The organism is Pseudomonas sp. CFBP 8772 (assembly GCF_014841665.1).
GTDB classification, from domain to species: Bacteria; Pseudomonadota; Gammaproteobacteria; order Pseudomonadales; family Pseudomonadaceae; genus Aquipseudomonas; species Aquipseudomonas graminis_B.
Genome location: NZ_JACYUI010000003.1, coordinates 75681 through 100051, shown reverse-complemented (window position 1 = coordinate 100051; position 24371 = coordinate 75681). Strand labels below are relative to the sequence as shown.

At 58.9% G+C, this 24371-nt stretch carries 39 protein-coding genes; 1 reads left to right on the top strand and 38 read right to left on the bottom strand.

Going from position 1 to position 24371, the window contains the following annotated elements:
• Positions 1-6 precede the first annotated feature (6 nt).
• From IFT99_RS07335 to IFT99_RS07155, 38 genes are all read right to left on the bottom strand, one after another.
• The gene (locus IFT99_RS07335) at positions 7-345 is read right to left on the bottom strand and encodes a phage tail protein (protein WP_192131214.1); all 339 of its coding nucleotides are present in this window, start codon (positions 343-345) and stop codon (positions 7-9) included.
• Positions 335-2860: a phage tail tape measure protein gene (locus IFT99_RS07330; protein ID WP_192131212.1), complete on the bottom strand. Its 2526-nt coding sequence runs from the start codon at positions 2858-2860 to the stop codon at positions 335-337. Before IFT99_RS07330 ends, IFT99_RS07335 begins: the two co-directional genes overlap by 11 nt.
• A gap of 18 nt (positions 2861-2878) precedes the next feature.
• Positions 2879-3091, bottom strand: a complete 213-nt coding sequence (locus tag IFT99_RS26680; RefSeq protein WP_446731123.1) for a phage tail assembly protein T — start codon at positions 3089-3091, stop codon at positions 2879-2881.
• Entirely contained in the window at positions 3088-3513 is a 426-nt protein-coding gene (locus IFT99_RS07325) for a phage tail assembly chaperone family protein, TAC (protein WP_192131210.1), read from the bottom strand. Before IFT99_RS07325 ends, IFT99_RS26680 begins: the two co-directional genes overlap by 4 nt.
• Positions 3514-3522: 9 nt before the next feature.
• Positions 3523-4014 carry a phage tail tube protein gene (locus IFT99_RS07320; RefSeq protein WP_192131208.1) on the bottom strand — a complete coding sequence of 164 codons (492 nt, stop codon included), beginning with the start codon at positions 4012-4014 and terminating at the stop codon, positions 3523-3525.
• A 63-nt stretch (positions 4015-4077) separates the two neighbouring features.
• Positions 4078-4446 (bottom strand): tail completion protein gp17, encoded by a 369-nt coding sequence (gene gp17 / locus IFT99_RS07315; protein WP_192131207.1) that lies wholly within the window; start codon positions 4444-4446, stop codon positions 4078-4080.
• The gene (locus IFT99_RS07310) at positions 4443-4928 is read right to left on the bottom strand and encodes an HK97-gp10 family putative phage morphogenesis protein (protein WP_192131205.1); all 486 of its coding nucleotides are present in this window, start codon (positions 4926-4928) and stop codon (positions 4443-4445) included. The genes gp17 and IFT99_RS07310 overlap by 4 nt, the downstream gene beginning before the upstream one ends.
• Positions 4921-5253, bottom strand: a complete 333-nt coding sequence (locus IFT99_RS07305) for a phage head closure protein (RefSeq protein ID WP_192131203.1) — start codon at positions 5251-5253, stop codon at positions 4921-4923. Before IFT99_RS07305 ends, IFT99_RS07310 begins: the two co-directional genes overlap by 8 nt.
• Complete coding sequence (locus IFT99_RS07300) at positions 5253-5594, bottom strand: head-tail connector protein (RefSeq protein WP_192131201.1); 342 nt, start codon at positions 5592-5594, stop codon at positions 5253-5255. Before IFT99_RS07300 ends, IFT99_RS07305 begins: the two co-directional genes overlap by 1 nt.
• A 1-nt stretch (position 5595) precedes the next feature.
• Complete coding sequence (locus tag IFT99_RS07295; protein ID WP_192131199.1) at positions 5596-5919, bottom strand: hypothetical protein; 324 nt, start codon at positions 5917-5919, stop codon at positions 5596-5598.
• Between the two features lie 214 nt (positions 5920-6133).
• Positions 6134-7330, bottom strand: a complete 1197-nt coding sequence (locus IFT99_RS07290; RefSeq protein ID WP_192131197.1) for a phage major capsid protein — start codon at positions 7328-7330, stop codon at positions 6134-6136.
• Positions 7331-7400: 70 nt separating this feature from the next.
• Positions 7401-8264 (bottom strand): head maturation protease, ClpP-related, encoded by an 864-nt coding sequence (locus IFT99_RS07285; protein ID WP_192131195.1) that lies wholly within the window; start codon positions 8262-8264, stop codon positions 7401-7403.
• 2 nt (positions 8265-8266) lie between these two features.
• Entirely contained in the window at positions 8267-9568 is a 1302-nt protein-coding gene (locus IFT99_RS07280; protein ID WP_192131193.1) for a phage portal protein, read from the bottom strand.
• Entirely contained in the window at positions 9561-9725 is a 165-nt protein-coding gene (locus IFT99_RS07275; RefSeq protein WP_192132008.1) for a hypothetical protein, read from the bottom strand. Before IFT99_RS07275 ends, IFT99_RS07280 begins: the two co-directional genes overlap by 8 nt.
• On the bottom strand, positions 9722-11449 hold the full coding sequence (locus tag IFT99_RS07270; protein ID WP_122537673.1) for a terminase large subunit: 1728 nt from the start codon (positions 11447-11449) through the stop codon (positions 9722-9724). The genes IFT99_RS07275 and IFT99_RS07270 overlap by 4 nt, the downstream gene beginning before the upstream one ends.
• Positions 11449-11934: a phage terminase small subunit P27 family gene (locus tag IFT99_RS07265; RefSeq protein WP_192131192.1), complete on the bottom strand. Its 486-nt coding sequence runs from the start codon at positions 11932-11934 to the stop codon at positions 11449-11451. Before IFT99_RS07265 ends, IFT99_RS07270 begins: the two co-directional genes overlap by 1 nt.
• A gap of 161 nt (positions 11935-12095) precedes the next feature.
• Positions 12096-12497, bottom strand: a complete 402-nt coding sequence (locus IFT99_RS07260; protein WP_192131189.1) for an HNH endonuclease — start codon at positions 12495-12497, stop codon at positions 12096-12098.
• On the bottom strand, positions 12488-12667 hold the full coding sequence (locus tag IFT99_RS07255; RefSeq protein WP_192131187.1) for a hypothetical protein: 180 nt from the start codon (positions 12665-12667) through the stop codon (positions 12488-12490). The genes IFT99_RS07260 and IFT99_RS07255 overlap by 10 nt, the downstream gene beginning before the upstream one ends.
• Before the next feature lie 415 nt (positions 12668-13082).
• On the bottom strand, positions 13083-13271 hold the full coding sequence (locus IFT99_RS07250) for a hypothetical protein (RefSeq protein ID WP_192132006.1): 189 nt from the start codon (positions 13269-13271) through the stop codon (positions 13083-13085).
• The gene (locus IFT99_RS07245) at positions 13231-13617 is read right to left on the bottom strand and encodes a hypothetical protein (protein ID WP_192131185.1); all 387 of its coding nucleotides are present in this window, start codon (positions 13615-13617) and stop codon (positions 13231-13233) included. Before IFT99_RS07245 ends, IFT99_RS07250 begins: the two co-directional genes overlap by 41 nt.
• On the bottom strand, positions 13614-13940 hold the full coding sequence (locus IFT99_RS07240; RefSeq protein WP_192131183.1) for a phage holin, lambda family: 327 nt from the start codon (positions 13938-13940) through the stop codon (positions 13614-13616). The genes IFT99_RS07245 and IFT99_RS07240 overlap by 4 nt, the downstream gene beginning before the upstream one ends.
• Before the next feature lie 104 nt (positions 13941-14044).
• A complete protein-coding gene (locus IFT99_RS07235) occupies positions 14045-14206 on the bottom strand; it encodes a hypothetical protein (protein WP_192131181.1) in 162 nt (53 codons plus the stop codon).
• A gap of 75 nt (positions 14207-14281) precedes the next feature.
• The gene (locus tag IFT99_RS07230) at positions 14282-14578 is read right to left on the bottom strand and encodes a hypothetical protein (protein WP_192131179.1); all 297 of its coding nucleotides are present in this window, start codon (positions 14576-14578) and stop codon (positions 14282-14284) included.
• Positions 14579-14581: 3 nt separating this feature from the next.
• Positions 14582-15499 carry a lipid II-degrading bacteriocin gene (locus IFT99_RS07225; protein ID WP_146052114.1) on the bottom strand — a complete coding sequence of 306 codons (918 nt, stop codon included), beginning with the start codon at positions 15497-15499 and terminating at the stop codon, positions 14582-14584.
• A 4-nt stretch (positions 15500-15503) separates the two neighbouring features.
• Positions 15504-15692, bottom strand: coding sequence for a Com family DNA-binding transcriptional regulator (locus tag IFT99_RS07220; RefSeq protein ID WP_103697028.1), 189 nt, complete (start codon positions 15690-15692; stop codon positions 15504-15506).
• A gap of 292 nt (positions 15693-15984) precedes the next feature.
• Positions 15985-16548 carry a hypothetical protein gene (locus tag IFT99_RS07215; RefSeq protein WP_192131177.1) on the bottom strand — a complete coding sequence of 188 codons (564 nt, stop codon included), beginning with the start codon at positions 16546-16548 and terminating at the stop codon, positions 15985-15987.
• Between the two features lie 3 nt (positions 16549-16551).
• Entirely contained in the window at positions 16552-16866 is a 315-nt protein-coding gene (locus tag IFT99_RS07210) for a hypothetical protein (protein ID WP_192131175.1), read from the bottom strand.
• Positions 16863-18164, bottom strand: coding sequence for a tyrosine-type recombinase/integrase (locus IFT99_RS07205; RefSeq protein ID WP_192131173.1), 1302 nt, complete (start codon positions 18162-18164; stop codon positions 16863-16865). The genes IFT99_RS07210 and IFT99_RS07205 overlap by 4 nt, the downstream gene beginning before the upstream one ends.
• On the bottom strand, positions 18161-18526 hold the full coding sequence (locus IFT99_RS07200) for an endodeoxyribonuclease RusA (RefSeq protein ID WP_192131171.1): 366 nt from the start codon (positions 18524-18526) through the stop codon (positions 18161-18163). Before IFT99_RS07200 ends, IFT99_RS07205 begins: the two co-directional genes overlap by 4 nt.
• A 109-nt stretch (positions 18527-18635) precedes the next feature.
• The gene (locus tag IFT99_RS07195; RefSeq protein ID WP_192131169.1) at positions 18636-18956 is read right to left on the bottom strand and encodes a hypothetical protein; all 321 of its coding nucleotides are present in this window, start codon (positions 18954-18956) and stop codon (positions 18636-18638) included.
• Positions 18953-19252: a nuclease domain-containing protein gene (locus IFT99_RS07190; RefSeq protein ID WP_192131167.1), complete on the bottom strand. Its 300-nt coding sequence runs from the start codon at positions 19250-19252 to the stop codon at positions 18953-18955. The genes IFT99_RS07195 and IFT99_RS07190 overlap by 4 nt, the downstream gene beginning before the upstream one ends.
• Before the next feature lie 106 nt (positions 19253-19358).
• Positions 19359-19583, bottom strand: a complete 225-nt coding sequence (locus tag IFT99_RS07185) for a DUF3310 domain-containing protein (protein ID WP_192131165.1) — start codon at positions 19581-19583, stop codon at positions 19359-19361.
• Positions 19580-20092 (bottom strand): hypothetical protein, encoded by a 513-nt coding sequence (locus IFT99_RS07180; RefSeq protein WP_192131163.1) that lies wholly within the window; start codon positions 20090-20092, stop codon positions 19580-19582. The genes IFT99_RS07185 and IFT99_RS07180 overlap by 4 nt, the downstream gene beginning before the upstream one ends.
• Positions 20092-20886: a hypothetical protein gene (locus IFT99_RS07175; protein WP_192131161.1), complete on the bottom strand. Its 795-nt coding sequence runs from the start codon at positions 20884-20886 to the stop codon at positions 20092-20094. The genes IFT99_RS07180 and IFT99_RS07175 overlap by 1 nt, the downstream gene beginning before the upstream one ends.
• A complete protein-coding gene (locus IFT99_RS07170; RefSeq protein WP_192131159.1) occupies positions 20873-21835 on the bottom strand; it encodes a phage replication protein in 963 nt (320 codons plus the stop codon). The genes IFT99_RS07175 and IFT99_RS07170 overlap by 14 nt, the downstream gene beginning before the upstream one ends.
• Before the next feature lies 1 nt (position 21836).
• The gene (locus tag IFT99_RS07165; RefSeq protein ID WP_244656923.1) at positions 21837-22529 is read right to left on the bottom strand and encodes a phage antirepressor KilAC domain-containing protein; all 693 of its coding nucleotides are present in this window, start codon (positions 22527-22529) and stop codon (positions 21837-21839) included.
• A gap of 131 nt (positions 22530-22660) precedes the next feature.
• Positions 22661-23083, bottom strand: coding sequence for a phage regulatory CII family protein (locus tag IFT99_RS07160; protein WP_192131157.1), 423 nt, complete (start codon positions 23081-23083; stop codon positions 22661-22663).
• A 71-nt stretch (positions 23084-23154) separates the two neighbouring features.
• Entirely contained in the window at positions 23155-23391 is a 237-nt protein-coding gene (locus IFT99_RS07155; RefSeq protein ID WP_037010812.1) for a hypothetical protein, read from the bottom strand.
• Positions 23392-23502: 111 nt separating this feature from the next.
• On the opposite strand from IFT99_RS07155, the gene IFT99_RS07150 reads away from it, so the two are divergent.
• Positions 23503-24354 carry a S24 family peptidase gene (locus tag IFT99_RS07150; RefSeq protein ID WP_192131957.1) on the top strand — a complete coding sequence of 284 codons (852 nt, stop codon included), beginning with the start codon at positions 23503-23505 and terminating at the stop codon, positions 24352-24354.
• Positions 24355-24371 lie beyond the last annotated feature (17 nt).

Below are 24371 nucleotides of genomic sequence, written 5' to 3'. Positions count from 1 at the left end.
TGAATCCTAAGGCATGAATGACTGGGTGAAAGTGGTGGTCAGGGTGTAAAGCCCAGCGCCGTTAGCACTTACGGCCGGGGCGGCCGCGCGCCAAAAGCTGAGCTCGCCAAGTGGCGGCGTCCAGAGGAAGGACTTGAAATTGCCGTGGCGGTCCAGAAAGCCTTTGATGGCCAGCGCTGTCGCTTCGCCGACCACAAAGGTGAGCGACCAGCTGTCAACGCGGTTGTTGATCCCGTCGCCCGCGACCTGCTCATACCCGTCGCCGAATTTTGACGACCGGGTTCTATATTCCGGAGCGCTGGAGGCATCGATCTTCGGGCACCAGGTGAATGTTTCAACGGCCATTTATGACTCTCCAGATTGCTCCGCCGGGCCGAAGCTCTTCGGCGATTGCCTGCTGTGCACCTCGCTTGGCGGTGTCCGCGTAAGCCTGGCCGACCGCCTGCATGTCTTGAGCGGAACCTCCGCCGCTGGACTCAGGGACAGCGATCGTTTGCTGGATCAGCACCTGAGTGGACGACGCGGAATCGCCCCCGCCGATCGCCTTGACGCCCAACGACCCGTCGGAGGTGCGCGACAGGGGCAGAATCGCTTCCGGGCCGGCCTCGCCCATCAGCCCGACATTCCCGCCCGCCATCCCGAAGGTGGTCGGCGACGAAACCAGCCCGTTCGTGAACGCACCGCCCTTGGCAAACATCTGTACTCCATCAGCCCAAGCGCCGCCTTTGGCCTGAGTGCTTGCCCAGTTTGAGAAAGCAGCGCCCGTGTAATCTGACTGGGAGGAGCCTGCCGTGGCGCCGCCGGCGAACATTCCGGCGACTGCAGAAACACCGGCAGCCAGTAGGCCGCTGGCAGCCTGCCGGGCAGCGATGCGGGCCATGTCCGCCAATACCGATTTAGCGAAGTCAGCAAACGAGAGTTTGCCCGTGAGGGCGAAATTCGTGACTGCATCCTCCATAGAGCTGAAGGCACTGGTGAACAAGGTCTGCGTCTGTTCGGAAATGTCCTGCGCGCCGTCCAGGTAATTTGCCAAGGCGGCAGTCGCCCCATTGACCCAATCAGCCTGGGCCGCATCCAGCCCCTTGTAATAGTCCTGCTGGATCGCGAGGCGCTTGGCCAGTGCGTCTTTGAGTTGCCCGGTTTGCTTGGTGAAAGTTTCCTGGCTGATATCGCCGGTGTTCAATTGCTTCTGCAGATCCGCCATCTGCTGGTTGTAATCCTCCTGAATGGCCAGGTCCTGCTTCAGGCGATCGCGCGCCTTGTCACCCAAGCCGACGGCAGCGATCTCCTGATCAAAGCCGGATTTGGCGGTCTGGTTGGCGGCGTTCAGCGTGGCCGCGAAGGCTGCTGCCTTTGCCTCGTCCTCGTTCGCCTGCTTGAGCTGTTTCTTCACATCCAGCTCAGAAGCAAGCCCAAGCAGTCGTTTCTGCTGCTGGGCATTGATGCCGACCAGCTTCCCGGATTCGATCTCGAACTGCAGCTTCGAAACCTCGGTGGCATTTTTCCTTGCATCCACAGACGTGTTTATCAGCTCGATCTGTCGCTGCAGATCCGTTTCTGAATCTGCGAACGAGTCCTGAATCTTCTTCGCAGCCGCAGCGGCATCGGAAGCGGCTTTCTTCGCAGCCGCCGCGGCGGCCGCAATCGCTGCCGGGTCCACGCCCGAACCAGTGCCGGGCGTGATGGAAGGAGTCGTCTTGGCGAGTTCAGCGGCCGCCTTCTTGGCATTGGCCACATACTCCTTGAACTGATCCCCAACCAGCGGCCGGTCAAGGTTTTCGTGAATCTTACCGGCAGCCTGCGCAGCCACTCCGAATTGAATCTGGGCGCTGTTGGCAAAGTCTGCCGCGTTCTGCTTGAACTCCTTTGAGGTATCACCAAACGTGAGGACTGAGAGCGCGGTGTTGGCCTGCGCCGCCAGATTGTCGGTGTGCCCTACGGCCGTGGCGAACATGCCGACCAGCGTGTTCGCGATCACGTCAAACACGCGAACCACGCCATCGCCTGCGTTGGCGATGAACGCCGTGGATTCAACCAGCTTTTCGCCGAGGTCACCTACAACGCCCTTCAACCCGCCAGCCTGTTTCGCCGATGAGTTCAGGTCTTTGGCAAACTGAGCAATGACCGGAAGAAACTCGGCGGCGAGCATGGTCTTGGCAGAGGTCAGATACTGCTCAAGCCCTTGAATCTCGATCCCGAATTGTTTCGCCGCAGCGATGGTGCCTTCGTCCATGACGACGCCGGCCGCCTCGGCAGAGGCTCCCAGTTCGTCGAACGCCTTGCCGCCGTTGCGTAGCAGTGGCACGAGCGCAGTGGAATCGCTCGCGATCGCTTCCATGTAGAACGTCATTTCCTGCTGGCTGACGTTCGCTTTCTCCAGACTCGTGACGTACAGCGCCAGCGCGTCTTTGCTGTTGAGCTTTTTGAAGCTGTCGGCCGTCAGGCCAACCTTCGGGGCGATGTTAGTGAAAAAATCCTTCAGAGCGCCGCCGCCCGTATTCGCAAAATCCCCGAGCTTGTCGTTCGTGTCTTTGAAAATGTCGGCCAGCTTGTCCTGCTCGATACCCACGCTTTGAGCGCCAGCGGCGTACTTCTGAAACTCCGTCGTGCCCAGGCCGGCCATCGCCGCTTGGTTTGAGATTTCCTTCGCCACGCTTGCGGAATGGATGACAAGGGCGGTGAGCGCCGCAGGGATGGTGCCGACCGCGGCACCCACGCCCTTTGCCAAACTGTCGAATGACTTGGAGATCTCAGCCGTTCGCTTTTTCGCATCCTGACTCGCTTTGTCTAGCGGGCCAGTGAATGCACCGATTTTCGCAATCAGATCAAGCGTGAGCGTACCCAGTGAATTACTGGCCATTCATAATCTCCGGGAGTGTTACACCCATGCCTCCATCGCTTCCTCAAGACTGACCTCGCGCGCACGCTCATGCGGCAAGAAGTCGGCAAGCTTGAAGCCGCCATCTTTGGATATCCGATTCGCGTAGATAGTGGTCAGGAGTGCAACGCTGCGCTCGATCCTAGCCCCCACGTTCAGAGAGCCGCGTTCCCGCCGGTACTTTGCCCAGCGGTTGTATTCACGAAGGCTCAGGCGCTCTTGGGCTTCCGCGATCGTGCAGCCGAACGTGGTCGCGAGTTCGTGCCAGAGCTCTTCTCCGTCAGTGAGGGCGTCGTCTTTCCCAGGTTGTTCACCTCAAAGATGGCGGCGAGCAGCGCTACGGTGAGACGGCCGTCAAGGGCGCCGCGCTCGGGGTCAGCCGTCCCGGTGATATCGCCAACGGTGAACACGGCATTGCCGTTCTCATCGCAGACGCTGGCAGCGATTCGTCCTGCCAGGCTGTCGTGCTTGCCGTTGAGCGCCGTGACATCGCTGACCGCGGCCTGGTAGCCCAGCGGTCGGATGAACACCGTTGCAGTGAACTCGTCATCGCCCTGCGACCACTTGATTTCTTTCTCGACCGGGCGGCCAGTGAAAGCGCCGACCGATTTGAGGCTTTCCAGAGTGAGTTTCATGGGTTCGCCTTATGTCGTTTTGCGAATCCAGGCGGAGCCGCCGGAACGCTGAATGGTTGCCGCGGTGCTCACGACGGTGTTGCCTGCGAAGTCGAACGGGAAGTCGGAGACGTACCCGCTGAAGGTGAACCAGGTGCGATCTTCAGGAAGTTCGAAATCGTCACCGGCGGCATTCAGCGTCGGTGCAGACTTTCCGTCGGACCAGCCAACCGCCCACGGGATGGTCGTATCGCCGTTCGCTTCGGAAAGCTGGTGAAGCCGGATGTGACTGGCGTTGTTGGGGTCAGCGTTGATAGTCAGCGAGGCCTGCCCAGGCGTGCGCAAACCCTTCTTGTAGCTGCGCTCCTGGTCTTCCAGGCAAGTGTCTTCAATCTGGTCAGCCGGAGCCCCGCCCGGGCTGAACGCCGTGGCACATTCGATAGCGAGCACGGTCTTAGGACCGGTACCGGACAATGGCGGCACCAGCGCGTAAATCTGGGTTCCTTGGGACAGAATCGACATGGTGATCTCCAAATGTCGGGCACAAAAAAGCCCGCGCGTGGCGGGCCGGTTCTGGGTATTCGGTTATCGCTGGACGATCCAGTCGACGTCGAAGCTGTAGCGGTAGAGCATTGTCTCGGCGTCTCGGGTCTCGCCGTTGTAACTCGTCACCCGCGCAGCCAGTTCGATGGCATACTCGATCGCCTGACCTGCAGCCCGAGCACCTGCGGCAGTTGATGCGTAGACGTCGACCTGCAGGCCGTAAGCCTCCACATCGGGGCGCCCAGCCAGATAGTTTTCGGGGCTGCCGTTGATGACTTGCCACACGCAATAGGTACCGGCGGGTTTATCCGGCGCCATACCGAAAAGATAAAGCCTGACCGGGTTTTTCCCGATCAAGGCCGTTACTGCAGGGTCCGCAGCGGCAACTTGGAAAATTGGGGGGTATTTCATTTGCCTGCCTTCGCCGCGCGCCGGATGGCCCGGTCTATGGCCTTCTCGTATTCGGTGATGAACGTGTTCGTCGCCTGGCTGATGTTGTCGGCCAAGGCCTTACGCATGAATGGGTCTGCCGCCATTTTGGCAGTCCCGAACTCGAAGAACCGCCAGTGCGGTGTCGGCCCGGCCGCACCCTCGTCGGGGTTGCCCTTCTTGGCGATTTTCGCACCGTGAAGCACGCCAACGCGGAAGCCGAGATCGCCGGACGCCTTGAACAGCCGGCCATTCCAGCGAAGCGCGATGTTCTTTGCGATCGAGCGGCCCGTCGCCGCATCGTCGAGCTTCTGCGCTCCTTCCTTCGCCTTGTCGGCAACGACCTGGGCGGCCTTGCGCAGCGCCGCACGACCGCCCTTGCGCTTCACGTCGTACGACACCGCTTCCAGCTTGGCGACAAGCGAATCTATGCCGGTCAGGCTGAACTGCACCGTATCAACCATCGCTCAAGCCCTCGCTGCATGGAAGCGTCAGGTAATCACGGCCGCTGTCCATGTCGGTAAGCACGCCCTGAATGTTGTAGACCTTGCCGCGGTGAAGGACCCGCATAGCCGATGTGATTCCCGAGCGGTAACGAATCACCACACGCGACGTCACTTCAGACTGACCCGCTGCTGCGGCGATGAATTCTCGTGCCGACAGCGGCTCGATTGCGGCCCATACCTTGTCGACGTCCACCCATGATTGCGTGACGTCTCCGCTCACTGGATCTTGCGAATACTCAGTGCGCTGAAGCATTACATGGTGTCGAAGTTTGCCTGCACGCATCAGATCCCCCAGCCGATTCGATAAGGCGTCAACAACGACCGCGAGCCCATCGGCAACTCACTGAATGCAGCGCCGCTGGCCGTATCCTCGCGGTTGGCATAGAGGGAACCCAGGATCAGCAAGCAGGCCGCGCGAATCGACGCATTCATCAGCACCGGATCAAGACCGGCCGATCCTTCGAGCACAGCAGCCCCCAGCGAATCCAAGTCCGCATAAAACCGCCGATTCATGAACTGGGAGGCACTGTCCTCGGCAGCGGTCAGCAGCAGCTCGACGTACTCGCGGTCATCCTCGTCCGCCCGCAGATGTTGCATCGCTTGATCGGTCGGGATGGCGTTCATGTCAGGCCTTCGGCTTTTTGTCGGTAGCCAGGCCGGCAGCGACCAGCGACACCGCGTCATGCTTGGGCGACTTGTAACCTTCGCCACCAGCACGGCGAATCTCTTTTCCATCCAGGTAGCTACGCACCGGGTAAATCATGATCTCGTTGCGGTCCTCAGCAGCGCCATCCGTCTGCAACTGGTCACCGGCCGCTGCAGCAGCTTCGAGGGTAATCGTCGAGCCGGCTGCTGCGGTACCGGAGGCCGGTTGACCAGCCTGCACGGTGTTGCCAATGCCATTGGCCGGATCAGCGGGCTGGAGCGGACCAGTCCCTGCGCCAGCCACGGAAGCGCTATCCCCTACCGCGGTCCCAACTTGTACGCCGGGCGCAATGGCCGTGGCGGTGGTGCCTTCTGCTGAAGTCTGCTGTCCAGACGGGGCAGAAGTCGTAGTTGCGGCTGTAGCAGCCCCCTTGGTTGCATCGCTTGCGCTTGCACGTGCCATGTTCGTCTCTCCTGAATCAGTGAGGCCGCCCGCGGGAGGCGCTCTGTGGGAAGGGTTAAGCGGCTGGGGTCAGAGGACCGGTCACGAAAGCTTCCGGGCGGTACACAGAGAAGGCGCAGCGCTCTTCAGCGCGGATGGTCACCATGTTCTTCTCGAAGTCGTCGGCGTTCTCAGTCGAGACCAGCACTTCGATACCCATCCGGTCAAAGATCTGCGCAGCCAGGCTAAACGCGCCTACCAGGAACTGGTCCTGAACAATGGCTTGGGTTTCAACGACCGGCAGGTTCCACAAGCGCGCTGCGGTACCTTCTTGCGGCTTGCCAATGATGTAGCGACCTTCACCGTCCTTGAGCAGCTCGATGGCCGCCCAGTCGATCGGGTTCAGCACGATGCCGGTGGACGGGAACTCGGCCAACTGCGCCTGCAGGAGCGCCAGACGAATGCGGTCGATGCGCTGGATAGCCTGTACCTGCACGCCTGCAGGCGGCGCGTAGATCTGGGCTTGGGGGATGATCCCCTTTAAGTTGTTGCCGGTGCCGTTGCCGTACAGCAGCTGCGCTTCCTCGGCCATCAGCAGGCCGTAGCGAGCTCGGGCGTCGATGTAGCTCTGCAACGCAGAAGCGTCGTCTAGGATTTGGCGGCTGCCTTTGAACAGGTGTGCGATGGTTCGCACGTTGGCGTTCTGGAGCTCGAATTTCAGATCGCTGTACGGCTTGGCCAGGCCTTCGCCGACGATTGCGGCGTTGTTGGTGAAGCCAGTTTCACGCACGTACTCGATAGCGTTGCTGTCGGTGGTGCCAGGTGCAACCAGATCGCGAATGGTCAAGCGGCGCTGCGGCGCGAGAACAATGCCGACTCGCTCGGTCTGCACCAGTGCGCCACCGGAGGTCGGCACAGAGGTGATTGCGGCTCGCGGTACTGTCACACGGCGGGAGCCGCGGAAAGAGCTGTTTACGCCTTCTTCTGCCATTTTCGCGGCGACGAGCTGGCCGGCAGACTGATGAACTTCCGGTTCATGACGCTTGTTGGCATTGACCAGCTTTTGCTCAGCGTCCTGCATGCGAGCCTGAAGCTCGCCCTGCTTCAGCAGCAGCTCGTCCACCTTGCCACGGGTTTCAGCCTGCATTTCACCGGAGGCTTTGATTTCCTTCTCGGTGCGCTCGGCGTAAGTCTTGATCTGGTCGCCAACAGCTTTCAGGTCGGCTTGTGTTTGCTTCTGGGAAGCTTCAATTGCAGAAAGATCTACAGCCATGATTTTGTCCTTTCAGAAATGAAAAAACCGCCTCTCGGGCGGTTATCTAGTGGGTTGCAGCGCCAGTCGATCAGCAGGCGGGGATGAGTCCCCGAAGTGCTGACGCCTGATTTGCGGTTTCTTCAAACGCGGATACATCAAGGGCAGCGCTAGGCTTGCCCGGCACGACAGCGCGAAGCGTGTCGCCGCCAGCAGCGCTAGACGTGCTGGTCTTGATTTCTGAGATGAGCTTGCGGCGCTCGCTGCGCGGCATCCCTGATTTGGCGAGCGCAGCGTCGAGCTTGCGGGCCGAGTGCGCCTGACTACCTTCTTCGCTGGGGGCTTGCTCTACTTCGGATGCGGAGATCAGGCCGGTAGCGAAACCCTTTTCAACGGCGTTCGAGCCGTTCATGTAGGTTTCCGCGTCGAGCATCTTCTCCACCGCGGACTCATCTTGGCCGCTCGTGTCTGCGTACAGGCTGATCATTGCGCGGTCGAACTCTTCCATCGTGTCCGCAAGCTCACGGATGGCGTGGCGGTTGCCGGCAAAGTAGGTCCAGCAGTTGTGGATCATCAGGAAACCTGTCTTGGCGACTTCGCGCTTGGCGCCAGCCATAGCGATGACAGACGCCGCCGAGGCCGCAAGGCCGAGAACCTTGATCGTAACCTCCTGCGAGTGCTCGAGCAGCCGGTTGTAGATTGCGATCCCCTCGAACATGTCGCCGCCCGGGGAGTTGATGTAGACCGTCACTGGCTTGTCGCCAATCGACCGAAGCGCCGCATCCACGCGCTTGAGCGTGACGCCCTCGCCATGCCAATCCTCACCGATGATGCCGTACATGGTGATGGTGTCAGTGCCAGCTTCCAGCGCAGCGCGCAGATCCGGATTCCACAAATCAAGCGCGCGCGGGCTCAGCTCACAGTTGAAACTGCGAGCGTTTACATTCAATGGCATGGTTACTCCTGGGCCTGGCCGAGCCAGTTTTTCAAAGCGTTTTGAGCGGCCTGCCCGTCGGTGGACTGTCCGAGCTTGTCGATTGGCGCAAGGTTGGTCTGAACGGTGAGCACCGAAGCGTTGCCGCCGTGGCGTGGGAGGTTCTCCTTAACGCGGCATTCGTCACGGGTCATGATCCCGTTCTGGGTCATCTTGCTGTACCACTCCGCGCGTCCCGCACTGTCGGCTTTCAGGAAGGCCTCCAGCGAAAACTCGGTGTAGTAAGTTCGCCGGTCGACCGGCGTGAGCAGGCGTTTATTGACGCACTGCTGAATCTGGCTCGTGATTGAGCTGATGCAGAAGGTCAGGAAGGCGATCATCTGCTGCTCAAGACCAGTCCCCCAATTGCTGCCGGCGTCCGTTTTACCCACCATCCACGGCGGGACGCCGAACCAGCGGCAGATCTCCTCGATGCTGTGTCCGCGCGACTCAAGCAGCTGTGCATCCACCGGATTGATCCCGATGGTTTCAGCCTTCACGCCCTGTTCAAGTACCGGCGACTTCCCGGCATTCATTGCGCCGGATACTGTTTTGACGTACTCCCTGAATTCCTCTCGCTGATCAGGCTTGAGTACTCGGTCAACACTGAACGCTACCGTTGGGAGCAGCCCATTTTTGAACGTGCCATTCGCAGCGTCGTCGGCAGACATCGCCGCACCGAAGACCTCGGAGCCGAACCGGATCGCGGACATTCCCACCCGCCCATCGATGCTGAAGGCAGGGATATGCAGCATGTCGGCGCGTGCGATCTGCCGGCGAGGCCCTTTACGAGGCCGGTACCAATACTCCAGCCGCCCGTCATCATCGACATCCAGATCCACCCGGGATGGCAGGAGGAAATCCAAAGCAATGACCCGGCCGCCTGATCGGTGAATCTCGCAGTACGCGTTGCCCCAGAGCAGCATCGACGACACCACCGCCTGCCAGAACTGGAAAGCGGTCATGTCTTCGTTGGGGCTGCTGTGAATGACGTCGTACAGGGAGAAGTCGCGCGCGTCCTCGCGATCGCCGTCGGCCTTTCGCCGGAATACTCCCAGCGGTAAGCCCGCGACAGATGTGGAAATGATCCGCACGCAGGCCCAAACGGTAGAAAGGCGCATGACGTTGTCGGCATTCACCGATTTACCGGAGCTGGACTGGTTGCCCAGGAACGCGCCCCAGAACCCACCGTCACTCAGGCGGACGGCTTTCCCCGTCCAGTCGCCGAGCGACCTGATCGGCTTGGCCGCAGACCTGCCGAGGACCAGCGAGAGAGATTTATTCACCTGCTAGACCTTTTTGAATGAAGCCGGAAATCAGAAACATAGAGGCAGCCGCTGCGATGAGCGCCCATCCGATGCCGAACAGGATAAAAACCCCTCCGACGAGCAGGCCGAAACCTGCCAACGCCGTCAGGACGAAAAACATCAATGGCGGGCTCATGCGATTATTGGATTCCGGATTGAGTCCATGAATGATTCGGTGGTGTTCTGCGCCGCATCTACAAGCACGCGGCCGATCGTCATGATCAGCGCCACCGCCCCGTCAATCTTGTTGTCATCGCCCTGCTTGATCGGACGCACTACGTCGTCGTTGCCCGGCAGGGTCTTGCCTATGACGTTGCCGATACACCAGGTCATGATCGGATTGCCGTCATGATGGAAGCGGCCAGACTCGATCGCCGCCTCGAGCTCTTTCATCGGATCGGACATGTTGGTGTAGTTCTGGGTGATGGTGATGGGGTTGAATCCCTCATCGTCCAGGTCGTGGCTCAGACCGGTTGCTCCGTGCGGGTCAATCGGCGATTCCCTCAAAGGTGCTTGGTGATTGGCCTCTTTGGTGTCCTCGAGGATCTCGCGGTAATCGATCTCCGCGCCGTCGGTGACTTCCAAATGCCCCGAGTTGATCCAGGCCTGGAAGCGCTCCGACATTCGCTTGTTGTCGGTGTTGTATGCAGTGTCGTAGGGCACCCAGAATTTGGGACCAATGCAGTAGTAGTGGGTCTTGCCGTCGATGACCCGCCAAAACAGGCGCGCCCTTGAGTTCATGTCCAGCTTGCGCGCCAAGTCGAAACCGGCAATCCACTCCTGGCCCTCGAATTGTTCGAGCGTCAGCGTCGTGTCTTCGCAGGCCTTCCAGCTTTCCATGTTGAAAAAACCGGATTTCGCACTGACCCACAGGTTGAGATGCTTGGTCTTGAACGTGTTGGCGAACCGCGCGGACCGAATGGCCCTCGCCTGCTGGCTTTCCAAATACTCCTGGAACACCGAAACGCCGTGATTCGGATTGGCCTTCGCCAGCATTTTCGGGTCGGTCCAGTCATCCCCCTCGTCGAGAGTCCATATCCAGCCAAACAACTCCTCGTCGGGCACGGTGCCGGCCAGCATCTCTACGACCTGGCGGCGCTTGTCGTAGCAAGGACCTTCGATATCGGCGCCAGCGGTGGTGATGATGAACATCAGCGGCTGACGCCGTGCGCCCATACCCGTCAGCATGGTGTCGTACTGGGCCGAGGTCCGATGCTCGTGGTATTCGTCAACGATCGCGCAGCTCGGTGAAGCACCGTCACCGGGGTCACCGATGAGCGGCTCGAAGCGGCTGAAGTCGGACGGAATGTTCATGTTCGAGGCATTGACCTCGATCCCGGCAGCCTGGATCAGCATGGGCGATTTGCTGACCATCAGCTTCGCAGGCCGGAAAACCTCCCACGCTTGTTTCTCGGTGGTCGCGCCGGCATAGACCTCGGCGCCGAACTCGCCGTCGGCCACAAACATGCTGATACCAACGCCGCCGGCGACTACGGACTTCCCGTTCTTTCGGGGCACTTCCCAGTAGCTTTCGCGGAACCGCCGGTGACCGCCTTTCTTCTTGACCCAGCCAAATGTGACCGCCAGGCCGAACAACTGCCAGGGCTCCAGACTGATCAGCTGACGCTTGAATGCCCACTCGCCTTTCGTGTGCGGCAGCAGCTGCATCAGCTTCAGCTTTTTTTCAGCCTTGGCGGGATCAAACTTGAAGCGGAACCCGCGCTTGCGGCTGGCAGCCACGTCGTCGAAGTGGCGCTGCACCGCCTGATGAATGTAACGGCAGGCCGGTACCTTCCCGCGAAGCAATGACCGCCCCCACGCCATCGCTTTGTCGACGTTGGGGTGGGCGGATTTGGCCATCAGCTACTCAGTAATTTGGCGAACTCGTTGGTTTCCTTTTCTTTGTTTCCGCCGATCAAGCGCGTGCGGCTTGCCGGGTCCAGGCCCAGCATCGATCCGAACGTCACCATCTGGCGCATCGTTTCGTTGGCCGCGGTCAGCGCTGGATTCTTCATCGGGCCGCCGGTAGCCCCGGTCACCACAATGCCGAACTCCTTGATCGACTCCTGCGCCATGCGCCAGTTGTCATAGGCGCTGCAGAAGGCTTCAACGTTATGCAGATCGGTGATTGCAACAACGTTCTCGCGCAACAGCTCCGGAACGATCATGTTCCACATGGTGGCCGCCCGAGGGCTGAACCACTCCGGGGGGTCGATCTGGGTGATCTTGGAAAACTGGGGCTCGGCGGTGTTCAGCGCACGCTTGCCCGGATTTCCGGCCAGTGCTTTCTTGGCCGTTGGCTTGGGTTTGCGACCACGGCCGGCGACCGTGGCGGTGCCTCCCATCGCGCAACTCCTGATTTTTTAATTTCGCGGGTGTAAAAAAACGACTGAGGGCGCGGTCTAGAAGCCGAAGGCCCCAGACTTTTGACCCTCCCCACCCCTAGAAATGGGAATATTTCTCATTTCCATCAATTTCGATGAAATTTCACGAGAATCGATCTCATTCAGGTGGCCTTGGTGCGAGACGCCCTTGCGTTGCCCCAGCCGCCGTCCTCTGCCGCCGTCTTGCGGCTGTGGCATGAGTGACACAGGCCTTGCCAGTTAGAGCGAACCCAGAACGCCTCTTTGTCTCCGCCGTGCGGCACGATGTGGTCGAGATCGGTAGCTTCAACCACCAACCCTCGCCGCTCGCACTCAGCGCACAGCGGGTGCTTAGCCAAGTAGGACTTGCGGGCCTGCTGCCACTTGTAGCTGTAACCTCGCTGGCTGCTGGTCTCGCGCTGCTGCTCACGCTGCTTGACTTCGAACCGCTTGCCCACGTCCTTGTGCGCATCACAGTATCGAGGGTTGCGGGTCAGCACGTTGCAGCCTTGGGCATTGCACGGCTTCTGCGATCTCAACGGCATGGCGTGCCGTCCATGTATCTGAGGGGCTGGGCATCAGAGTCTTCAGGCTCATCCTCGGCCATCGCCTGAATCAGTAGGTCGAGACGATCCGCGATCATCTGCGTCGCCTTTGCCTGGGCTTCCTGCGCTGTCGCTGTTCTTTCCAGCAAGGAGATCAGCTGCTCGTTCATATGCCACCTTCGACCATTTGTTAATCCACTCGCGCCGGGCGGCGCATCCAGAGCAGGCCATTGTCATCACTCAACTGAGAGCGCTTCCATGGTCGTGTCCAACCGGCATGATTATGGGAAACGGCTAAACGACGAACCGCTGTTGTTAAAGCCACAGCATGCATTCTTAATGCTGCTATGCATTTGGTTAGGCGCAGCAGGTAATGCCATCACACTCGATCCCACTAATACCTGCCTCGATGCCTGAATCTGTGGTAATCGCCACACTCCAAGCCGTTCAGATTCAACTCACCGAGCTTTTAGCTTTGCCCGTAAGTGAGTGGGGTCCGAATCACCAACTAGACTATTCACAGCTGACGCTTTACGAGGATTCGCTAAGAGCTCAGCTTCAGCGTGAATGACGTCAACTCCTCACCTATTTGCTCTGGCTGCGCAGGATCTGAGCGTCCACCTGATCGGCACATGTGTCGAGCAGCTTGATGGCCTGATCCTTCAGTTCCCACACGTCGCCGTTGTCACGCAGATCGGTGTCATCTGCATTGACCCGCTCGCAGGGGATCAGCTCAGGGGCTTCCAGTCTTATTGCCGTGGTCTTTGTTACCACTTGCGGCTTTGCCGCGCAGGCCGTCAGGCAAAGGCTGAGCAGCCCAATCACGAACAGGTTTGTTGGTGCGCTTAAGATCATCGAAATCCTTCTTGGCCTTTCGGGCCTTTTCTTCGCTGGCCTTAACGCGTTTGGTGAGGTCCGCGGCGTAGTCCGCGTTCCGCTTAGCTTCCGCGCGCAGCGTGGTGATCGTGGCCTGGCTCTCAAGGTTGGCGGCCAAGGCGTCTGTCTTGGCTTTGGTCTCGACGGACATCTCGCCCCGCAGCGCAATAACCCGGTACTGCTGCAGGCCAATGAGGAGGATGGCTACCAGAACGATGATGAATGCCGTTGCGAATGCCTTCATGCTGAGTCCGCCTTGCGACCGAGGAACTTGATGATTAGCTCTTTGATTGCAGTGACGCCGATGAACCCAATAGTCCCTCCAGCTGTGATCGACAGACTTGGAGGCCAGGTCATCCACTCGATTACGCTGCTGGCCGACAGGCTGAGCGCACCGCAGATCAGCGCTTCAAATACGATGCGCCATTTGTTCGCCTCCTTGGCCTCGTACAGAACACGCAAGAGCGAGACGGTGGCGGCCATGATTGCGCCTTGCCAAAGCGGTGTACTGAGGATAAGCCACACCTGTCCCCAGAAATCAGGATTCTTTTCTGGCATGGTCTTCATCCGGTGTGTTCCCATCGGGGAGCTGGAAACGAGATAGCCCCGGCGAGGGCCAGGGCTAGAAATATTGTGCGTGTCATACCACGCTAGTCGCTGCCGCTAATTGGCTACTCTGGATTGCAGCGAGCAGCGTAAAGGTCTTCCTTGCCACCTGCGCCAATCCGGTACTCGGGCGATGGCACCAGCTGGATTCCCAGCACCAGCAGTTGGCCGGCGTGCTCGTTGCGCATGGCCTGGCTGTGTACAATCTTTTGATTGATGGTCTGCATACCCCAACTCCAGAAAAAGACTAAAAAAAACCCCAGCGTTTGCCGGGGTTGGGGATTTGTACTGCCGATCTCAACTCACCTTCCAGTGATCTCGAGCCGGCCATCACAGCTGATAAGCGCCTGAAGCTTCTGCCCGTCGATGTCGAACGGGACCATCCACCAGTTAGTGGTAGCGTCATAATGACTAGGCTCCGCGAGCTTGTATCGCGCAATTGCGTCCGACTCGTTGTGCCGCTTGTAGTAGCCATCAATCGCCTTCTTGAAGAAAGCCTCGGTCCCTGATTCAGGACAGGTTCCTGCATCCTTTTCGCCGCAGCCAGACATCAACATCAGACATACGGCACAGGCCAGCCCCAAGGCCTTGTTCATCATTGTTTAGCGCACTCCAGTGAAGTTGACCGATTGAGCGCCTTGGAAATGAATGACGTAATCGGCATGGCCGAACGTTTCACCCATCTGCATCAGGAAGGTCGTCAACGCTTCTTGAAGCCATGGACGATTGCTCGGATCAGCATCAAATTTGTCGTCGTTCAGGGTATAGGAGCCTGAAAACGAATAAGACCCATCCGCGTTAATCGTCAACGCGCCGGTGAGGTTACCAGAGACCCGCCCGACAGTTAAAGCTACTGGCAAATCAGAAACATTGTTGAAGGTGTTATAGCTGAATGGCTCTGCAGTAATCTGATACGTACCAGCCTGATAAGCAGGATCGCTCAAAATTTGCTTAACTGGATTCAAATCCGCGACCGTAATCGCCAAATCTAGGGAGCGAACATCCGCGTACCTAGGGGCACCGCCGCCAAAAATCCAATACCCCAATGCAGCGAATGGCATGGTCGGGATGCCGTAGAAATCAACAGCGTGCGGCCCCAAAATAGTGCCGATAGTGTCGATATTGATCAGATTCGCTGCCAGGAATTGACCGTATCCGTATTGGAGATCAAGCGAGCCGTCAAGCGCCTGTCCAAATTTCCCAACCGCAGGACCATTTTCGCCCCAGATGTAGTTCGCATAAGCATGAATGCCTAATTGAGTGCGAACCATGTCAACAGGCTGACTGCTAAGCCCTTTGGCAATCTCATCCATCATCTTATGAGCGTCTGCGGCCGACGCAGCTGCCCATACAGCCTCGCCATTAAGTGTGAGAGCCGGTGCAGCGAGCGGAATAGCCTCGACTTCGCGGACATATTCTGGTAGTCCGTCGAATAGATTGTCCCACTCGCCATCAGTGGAATAGATCGTTTGAGGTCCTGGATACGCATATATAACCATTTCAGGCATTTCTACTGGCATGTTGTTACCTATTGAGTCGAATGTTTTTTGCGGAGAGGTCCGCGTCCATGTCGCTCAAAGGCGATAGCTCGGGGCTCTTGGCCCTCACATGATTCAACGTCCCGCATCGGGAACATTTGATCTGGAGCTCCGTCATCTCGCCGATACGGGCAAGAAGTCTTTTGCACTTTCCACATCTGCAATCTTTCAACATTCTGCAAAGCCTTTGGGTTTCTGCTAGGCTCCGCCCCGCTCGCGCGAGCAGTGAGGGCCTTGGCTGGCTTGCAGGTACACGCTGCGATCTGGCGTCTCCTTGAGGTGTTAGCGCACCTTCTGGAGTCGCCCTCTCTTTTCCGCGCAAAAGAAAAAGCCCCGATCTGATCGGGGCTTTGTCGTTTTCTAGCGGGCAATAAAAAGCCCCGCGTGATGGCGGGGCTTAAGCTGTCTCTCTCATAACGCGCAAGATCGACATGATGGGTTTAATTTACGGCCATTCCGCCACTGTGTCAAGCGGCGTCGATGAAGATTTCTTCGAGGTCGAATATCTCCGTTGCGTGGATCACCGCAGCCTCTTCCAGCGCCTCCAAGCGCTTCTTGATCCCATCCCTCCAGCGGTAACGGGTACGCTCTGGGTTGGCGTCCGGATCCCAAGAATTCATGTCGTAGAATTCGGCCGGCAGCACGATCATGTCGGTGGAGCGTTTGCCCGTCTGAAGGCCTTTTAGTTGAGGGATGGCCCAGGCGGTGAGCGCTTTATATATAAACAGCCTCGGTGCAGGTGAGGCAATGCGGCTGGGGAGACGTCCGATCGCTCCAACCTTGTTGGCCTTATGAGTTGAATATTTCGCCACCAGCACGTCCCAGTGGGCCGCATCAAGGTGGCGGTGTAGCAGCGCGTAGAGGCAGCAGTCGTAATCGAACTTGTCACGGACCGAGATTGAACTGCCGCTGCCACCCTGGCGCAAGTCAGCGTCGATCAGCTTCTGCCAGCTCTGCTTGGTGCTGTTGTCGATATTGTCGGCGGCCAGCACACGGACCAGTGTGCCCATCACGTCTTTATAAATGCCCATTGTTCAGTCCCCTGTGTAGTTCGATCCGCCGGTACCGCGGCGGTTGTTCTGTTCGTATTGTTCGTGCGCTCCGCCCTGGCTGTGTCGCGCCCGGTTCAGCTCGGCGGTGACGTTGCGCAGCTTCATGTTCAGTTGCGGCACTAGGTCTTCCAGCGGCAGCGCTTCGCCGGTCACCTGGCAAACCCAGCCCGATCCGCGACAGGCAGTGCAATCAAGCTGATGGAAAACACCGCTGACGACGCCGGCGCCGCGACAGGTGCCGCACTCCATCAGCGGCTTAAATTCTTTGCGGAAGGCAGGGCCATGGCTCTTTTTCATGTTTTTGAAACCTCGCCATTCACAATGTTTGAAACAGGCTCGCAGCCCTCGCCGCTCGTGGCTTGCGCTGGGTTTTGCGAATCTTCATATTGGGTGTCTGTCAGGTTGTGAATCGCGGTCAGACCGCGCTCATCTAACCAGTTGTGCCACTTCTCCAACGCAGCCAGACGCTGGGCTCGGGCCTGCGTGTTGATGTAGGTGGACGCGATCTTGCCCAGCGAGTGGTTGAGCAGCATCTCGCCGATGTGTCCGTCGATGCCGAGGTCGGTCCACGCTGTGCGGGCCACCTTGCGCAGGTCGTGACTGGTCCACTCGCCCTGGCCGATGCGGGTAAACACCGCGCTCGCCTGCCCTTCGCTCAGCACACGGCCGCGACGCGACGGGAACAGGTAAATGCCCTCGTAACCACGAGCCAGCTGGATGGCCCTGTACCGGGTCAGCAGCGCCTTGGCCTGAGCGGTTAACGGAACGCGGTGCTCGGTCCGGGTCTTAGTGTTCTCGGCGGGAATGAACCACTCGCCGTCCGGGATGGAGATGTCTGACCAGCGCGCCATTCGGGTTTCACCGACACGAGTGCCATGGCACAGCATCATCAGCGCCAGCATGGCCTCGCCGGGCTGGCTCTCGAACAGGCCGGCCAGCATGGGCACCACTTCCGCCAGGTGCCCGCCGCGCAGTCGAGCGGCTTTCGGCATGATGCGAGCCTTCGTGAAGTCCACGAACTTCATTTCGGCCATAGGGTTTTTATCGATCAGGCCCAGCTTGGAGGCCTGCAGGAACGCGACCACCAGCAATACGAACACCTGGTGCACGTACGACAGAGACAGGTCTTGTTGGCATGGCCACATCAGCTCCCGGTCCAATACGGCGGCGGTTAGGTCCCGCAAAGGAATGTGCTCCAGCCTGGGCTTCAGGTGGCACTTAATGGCTGACTTGGCGCCGGCCTTACGCTTCGCCGACAGCGAACGGTCCAGGCTCATGCGCTCGCCGTACCAGTCAATCAACTGTCCGCAGGTCGCGAGCTGCCCCACCGCTACTGCGGTTTCTGGATCGTGAAGCAGGCGCTGACGCAGCGCAGGCAACTCCGCAACGATGGCCGCTGCACTCAGTTCGGGCCAGCGCGCGAGGTGCTTCCAAGCCTTGCCCTTGACCAGATACCAGGAGCCGCGCTGCCGATCTTTGCCGAAGCGCAGGTACAGGCCCGGGTGACGTGGGTCGCGCAGGTCGTGCACGGCGACGTCGGCCGACTGCCGGCGGATCTCTGCGTCGCTCAGCTTCACAGCGCGGGTCTTGCTCATGCGGATGTCTCGATGTAGTCGGTAATCCGCACGCGCACCGCGCCGCCCTTGATCGTCTCTTCGCTGATCTGGAGCTGGGTTACGAACCTGCTGTCATCAATGCCCAGTGCCTGCGCCACACCGTCACGCCCAGACTTGAATGCGGCGATGCAATTGTCATCGTCGCGGCGGCGGCGGTCTGGCGGGATGAATTCGAGGGACAGCAGCGCACGGCCGGCGGGAACCGGTAGACCCGCTTTCCGACACAGCAGGAAGCAGGCGGCGCGGTACGCCTTGGCCGCCTTGCTCTTGGTGGCCCAGTGCGTGCGAGCATTTGGGCTCAGAACCTTCGGCGGCCAAGGAAGAATCAGAACCTCATTCATGATTTGCCACCTGGTTCGCGGGCCGGGCGTACCGAGGAGAACGCGAACCCGCCACGACCGTCGTGCAGAACCTTGGCATTGTTCAGCAGAGTTTTCAGTTGGGACCAAGTCATGACTTCGCTGCCTGTTTGGCGAACGACACGGCAAGCAACAGAGATGTGAGCATGAAGCTGGAGGCTGCAAGGACCGTGTGCCCGGTAAAAATCAGCGCATACAGCGATAGGATTGAGGATGGAAGGCTGATCCATGGATACCGCCGAATGTTCGATGCGACTTCGTCTTTAACCTGCCCGGCTAGCAGGAGTGCCCAGGCGATAACGTTCATCACCAGCGTTACGTAGAAGGCGAATTGGTGCAGCTCATAGATCCCAGACAGCAGGGCAAAACTGAACGCAAGACTCACGAAAGCGGAAAGCAGTTTGGTTTTCATGCGGCTGCACCCTTAACAGTTATCAGGCCCTTCTCAAGCCAGTACATTTGAGTTTCGGCCAGGGCGCGCAGAAGATCGGCCCCGGTGTATTCGCCGCGAATGCGTGAGTCGATCACCGAGTGGCAATGGTCACAGGCAAAGCAGGCGATTACGTCAGGCCCCTTCATCCCTATACCCTTCTGTCCGCACGGGAGGTGGGCCAGCACCACACCTTGGTCGTACTGGCAGCCATCCAGACGCAACGTGCAGGTCTGGTCGCGGGCAGACTCGCGCAGCTTTTTGCTGATGACCCTCACAAGCCACCCCCGAACTGGAACTCGACCGGGCTCACCTGGTGCGAGTAGCCGAACTCCATCAGCAACACGGCGCAGCACAAAACGCGGATCAGTGCATATAAAGTCTTCATTCGGCGGGCCCCTGCGCTTTTTTCTCGAGTTCGATCAGCAGCTCGATGAAGTGCTTGGCCTTTTCGAGATCGGCGATACCGCCCTTGGCGCGCCAGCGCGTCACGTACTTGATGACGCTGCCCTCGGCAAAGGGGATGTCGTTTGCATGGATGAATTCGATGGGCTGAATCTTCAGCGACTTGTAGTGGTCACCGGACACTTGGGTACTGAGCGCGCTCACTGTGCGATCCCCTGCAGCAAGATCTGGAGTTGCTTGAGCTTGCCCAGCGCCTCGGCGTTGGTATCGCGTTCCACCTCAACCGAAAGAGCGACCTCCTCGATGCGTGACGCGAGCGCTTTCAGGCGCGCACCGATATCGTCGGCCAAGTTGATGACTTCTGCGGAAAGACCCACCAGCGCATCCAGCGCCTGGATATCTGGCTTTTTGAGCGGAACGAGGGTTCCGATGGCAGGCTTCGACATGGGCTTTTCAATCCTCAATTTTGTGGTTACGGCGTCGCGCTGAAATTTGCTGCCCACTGGCTCGCGGATAATTCCGGCGTCTTTCAGCTCGCCAAGCGCGCGCCGCACCGCGTGCACAGCAACGGAAGTGGCGTTGGCTGCCAAAGCCGCGCAGTGAATGTCGTGGGCGCTCCACGGTTGCTGGATGGGCACGTGCTCGAAGATCTTCCGGGCGGTGGAGGACTGGCCGGCAAGGAGCTGTTGGATTCGGGAATGGGTAAAGGCCATCAGAAACGCTCCTGGCCGGCGGCAATCTTGAGTTCGTTTAGAGCGGTCCGGGCATGGCGCTTGCGCAGGTAGCTATCTACTCGGCGACGCTGCGCTTGCTTCAGGCGATCGCGCTCTTTCACCCGCTTGCTCTCTTTGAGAATCTGACGGACTTCGTCGAGCTTGGCGCGAACATGCGGGGCAACATGAGTCGGCTGAGTGCCGGTGAGCAGACCCGCAATGGCTTGGCCTTCCTCGGTGATGGGCGCAATGCGCAGGTCAGCAAGGTATTTGCTGCCCGTCTCATGGGTGATGAGCTGGGAGCGTACGGCGGACTCAATGGCGACCATGCGACGGGCCGAGTCATAGCCCAGCGACACTTCCCATTTAGCTGGGCGATCTTCGGCGCGGGCAAATGCGACGAGGCGCTCGTAAGCGCTCATGAAGGCCATGCGCGCGCCTACCTTGTCGCCAGCTTGCAGAATCGGTGTTGAGGCAGACATGGCTTGGCGGATTTCAGCGGTCAGTACGACGGTCTCGTACTCATCACTCGCCGAAAGGGCTATCGACCAGGCCTCATCTTTGCCCGGGCGACCGTCGGCGGCGTGTAAGTTCTTCAGCACCATGCCGAGGCAAAGCTTCCCACTCGGCTCGCGGCGGCAGGCCCGAAGCGCGGCGATAATCACCGCAGCCTCATAACCGGCCAGATCCTCGGCAATGACTTGGGCACCGGCGGCGCTGATCGTCTGGCCCATCGCCTCAGCGGTGGCGCAGATTGCCCCTGACAGTTCGGCGATTTCGTCATAGGAAAGCATTACGGCGACCTCCTTGGCGGATGTTCTCGGCAGCCTGTTGCGCGGCGTTGATGTTCGCTTGGGTCTGCTCGATCTGGCGCGCCGTGGTCGCATTCATCTGGCGATTGGTCGTCCACTGCGTGTGGTAGGACTCGGCCTTGGCCAGTAGGTCGCCGATGCTGTGCATGTTCCCCAAGACGCGGGCATCGTTGATGGTTAGGAAGAACGCAGAGACGTGGTGAGCAACATCGATGCCCAGACGGTCGACCAGCAGCGACACCTGCTTGGCAACTTTGGCGTTCCATACCGGCCATGCGTTATGGCGCTTGCGGTAGGCCATGGCGTAATTCGCCCAAGCCTTGAAAGTTTTGCACGCCTGATCTTTCGGGCCTGGCATGTCATCGGGAATTACGCAGCGAGGTGCCTCGTTGGAAATCAGAGTCAAAGTGGCGGCTTGCGACGGCGCAGCCGGGGCGAGTTGCAAACCCTGACTGGTATCCTGATTGGTATCCTGATTATTGGTATCCTGATTTGTCGGAGATTTTTCCGACCCTTGTTCGGATTTTTTTCCGACCTTGCTCGGAGATTTGTCCGAGGTAGCTCGGATATTTTTCCGACCCTTTGCTCGCTCTTGGGTCGGATATTTTTCCGACCCATCAAGCTTTCTGTTCCACTCGGTGCCTTTTTCGGTCAGGCGGAACAACGTGATGTTGGAAGTGCTGGAGAGCTCAATTAGTCCTGCCTCGTCCAGGGCCTTCAGCATCCTGTAAGCGGTGTCTGGTTTGTCGGTGAGCAACGGCAGCTCTTCGACGATTTTGGCCTTGCTGAGAGCAAAGAAAATACCGGCATCAGTCTTCACCGGCTTGGCCCAGCTCGGGCAGCCATAGACGAATGCAAACAGAAGGGCTTGCTGGGAGTTAAGCCCCCATTCCAAAGCCTTCACCTGGTTTACGGTCACTGTGAACTGCATGTCAGAACTTCTCGCTCTGGAAGATTTCAGCCAGGCGAGTCAGGCCTTTGGGGGTTACCAATGGCTGGAAGGCAGCACGCTCGATGCCAGTCTCAGTATCGGGCTTGAGGGCTGTCACTTTGTGCTTAAGGAACCCAGACCGGATTCGGGGCTGCATCGCGATCCAACGCGTGGAACCACCGCGTCGATAGATCCAGCGGTTCGCTTGGAGCCAGTCGAAAAGCTTGGAGGGCGTGAGTCCGAGTTGCTTCGCGGCGTCAGTAATGCAGATCGCGCCCTCTGCGGCTGCAAGACGTTGAATAGCCGCGACTTTCGGCGCCTGAAGTTGAATCACGCCCAAGAGACGGCTGTTCTCACGAGCTTGATCCGCCGCCAGCTGCAAGGCCTCTGCATAATCCGCCGGTATCCGATGGACGCCAGCCGCTTGGTCTTCCAGCTCCTGCCAGCGGTCAACCAGCCGAGCGGTGAATTCAGGGCTGAGCTGGGCCACGACTACGAAGCTGTCACGCTTGCACAAGTGGTAAACGGATTCGGTGCGCGGACGGCCCAAAGAGTCTTTGATCTGTTCGTCCCCCAGTGGGGGTTGGACGATCGTGCCTCGCTGGACAAGGCGTTCGATAGATTGCTTGACCTTGTCGTGACGAGAATTGAGCAGGTCCGATATCTCACGCGACGACATGGACTGACGCGTCATGTTCTGCCTCATTGGGAAAACTGACGAATCAGTGGCCCTATTGCTCTGGGTGTTCGTGGTGTGCATAATCGGACCTCACAAGTGTTGTTGAAGAAGCCGGTCTAGCCACCGGCTTTTTTATTGCCTGCGATTTAGGCCGCCTTGATCGAGACCTTGAGAACGTGCAGCGCCTTCTCTGCCTCAGCGATCTCGCGCATGATTCGCGCCCGCTCGACCTGATCAACGCGACCGTCAGCCATTGCGCGGTGCGTCTCGACAGTCACTTCGGAAATCTCCAGGGTTACGTGCCCCAGCGCCTGGTGAACATCGATCGCGGCGGGCTGTTCCTTAGCCACCAAGTCAAAGCCGAACCCGGCAGCGAGCGCCATCAAGGGGCGCATGTCCTGGGTGTGGAGCAGAACCCCGAACAGATGCTCGATGGTTAGGTGGTGAGCTGCGTTGTCCGGGTTGGAGCGCTGCAGCAGGCTCACATGGGCAAGACACATCTTCCCAGCCAGTTCCTCTGCGCCGCTCTCTTTCACCGTCGTGTGGCAAGCCCGCAAGAAATCTTCCATTCGTAAACCCTCAAATTTGTTTCAGTGGCTGCGTGCCACCACACGTTGCAAAATGTTTCCACACCTAGCGCCTATGCAGCGCCGAGCAGGACCTTGTGAGCCAGGCACAGCAAATCAGGACGAAGTCCAGCGATGGTGATCTCTCCACCCGACGCATCCTGCAAGCGCTCGGCAAGCTCGGCAGAGGCCTTGCGATGACCGCCGGCGAGCTGCCAGAGGTGCCCAACAGTGGTGTTTGCCGCAGCTGCAACTTCTTTACGGCGCGGCGGAGGAGCGGCAGCAAGCCATTCACGCAGGTGGTGATTCATAGGGATCTCCTAAAACATAGGAGAAATTTAGCTTAGGGCTAATAACAGAGCAAGGAATATTTAGCTTTGAGCACATTTAGCATTGAGCTAAACACTGGCATCCTTGCGCGCATGGACATCTATGCAATCCGCAAGCAGCAGCTGATCAACCTCATTGGAAACCAGAAGAAAGGCGCCTGCGCTGAACGCTGGGGGATGGCACCTGCGCATTTGAGCCAGATCCTGTCTGACAAGACTGCGAAGAACCTAGGCGATGACGTGGCCCGCCGTATCGAAGCGGTTGAAGGGCTACCGAGAGGATGGTTCGACGCACTTGGAGAAGCTGGCGCGGGGGCACTTGCTCCTCCAGCTCAAGCAACCAGCCAAGCCGGCGACGAGATTCAAAATTCGACGGCAGCGGAGCTGGTCAAGAAAATGCTGGCAAAGGTGAAGGGGCTGTCGTTAGAAGCTCGGGATCGGATCGTGGCGGCGGCTGAAGAGCCAGACGAAAGTTCGTCGAGCATCCTGCCTGCCAACTTTTCCAGCCTGCGACCTACCAACGAAGAGATCATTATCCGCCAGTACGACATCCGGGCAGCGATGGGCCATGGACAGGTGCCGCCGGATTACACCGAGGTAGTGCGTAACCTGGTGGTGAGAGAAGAGATCCTTCGCGAGAAGGGTGTCAGCTACACCTCAAAGACTGCACTTGCCATGATCAGTGGCTGGGGCCAGAGCATGGAAGGAACCATCAACGATAAAGACCTAGTGATCGTCGACAAAGGTGTGCAGGACTTCATCGGTGACGGGATCTACGTGCTGACTTGGCATCAACAGCTGTACATCAAGCGCGTAATGCGGTTGGACGAAGAGAATTACAGGCTGATCTCAGATAACCAGCACTACGAGAACCAAACCGCGCGGATCGACGATGTGACGATCCATGCGAAGGTGCTACTCATTTGGAATGCCCGTAAAGCCTGACAACCGGAAGCGCATTT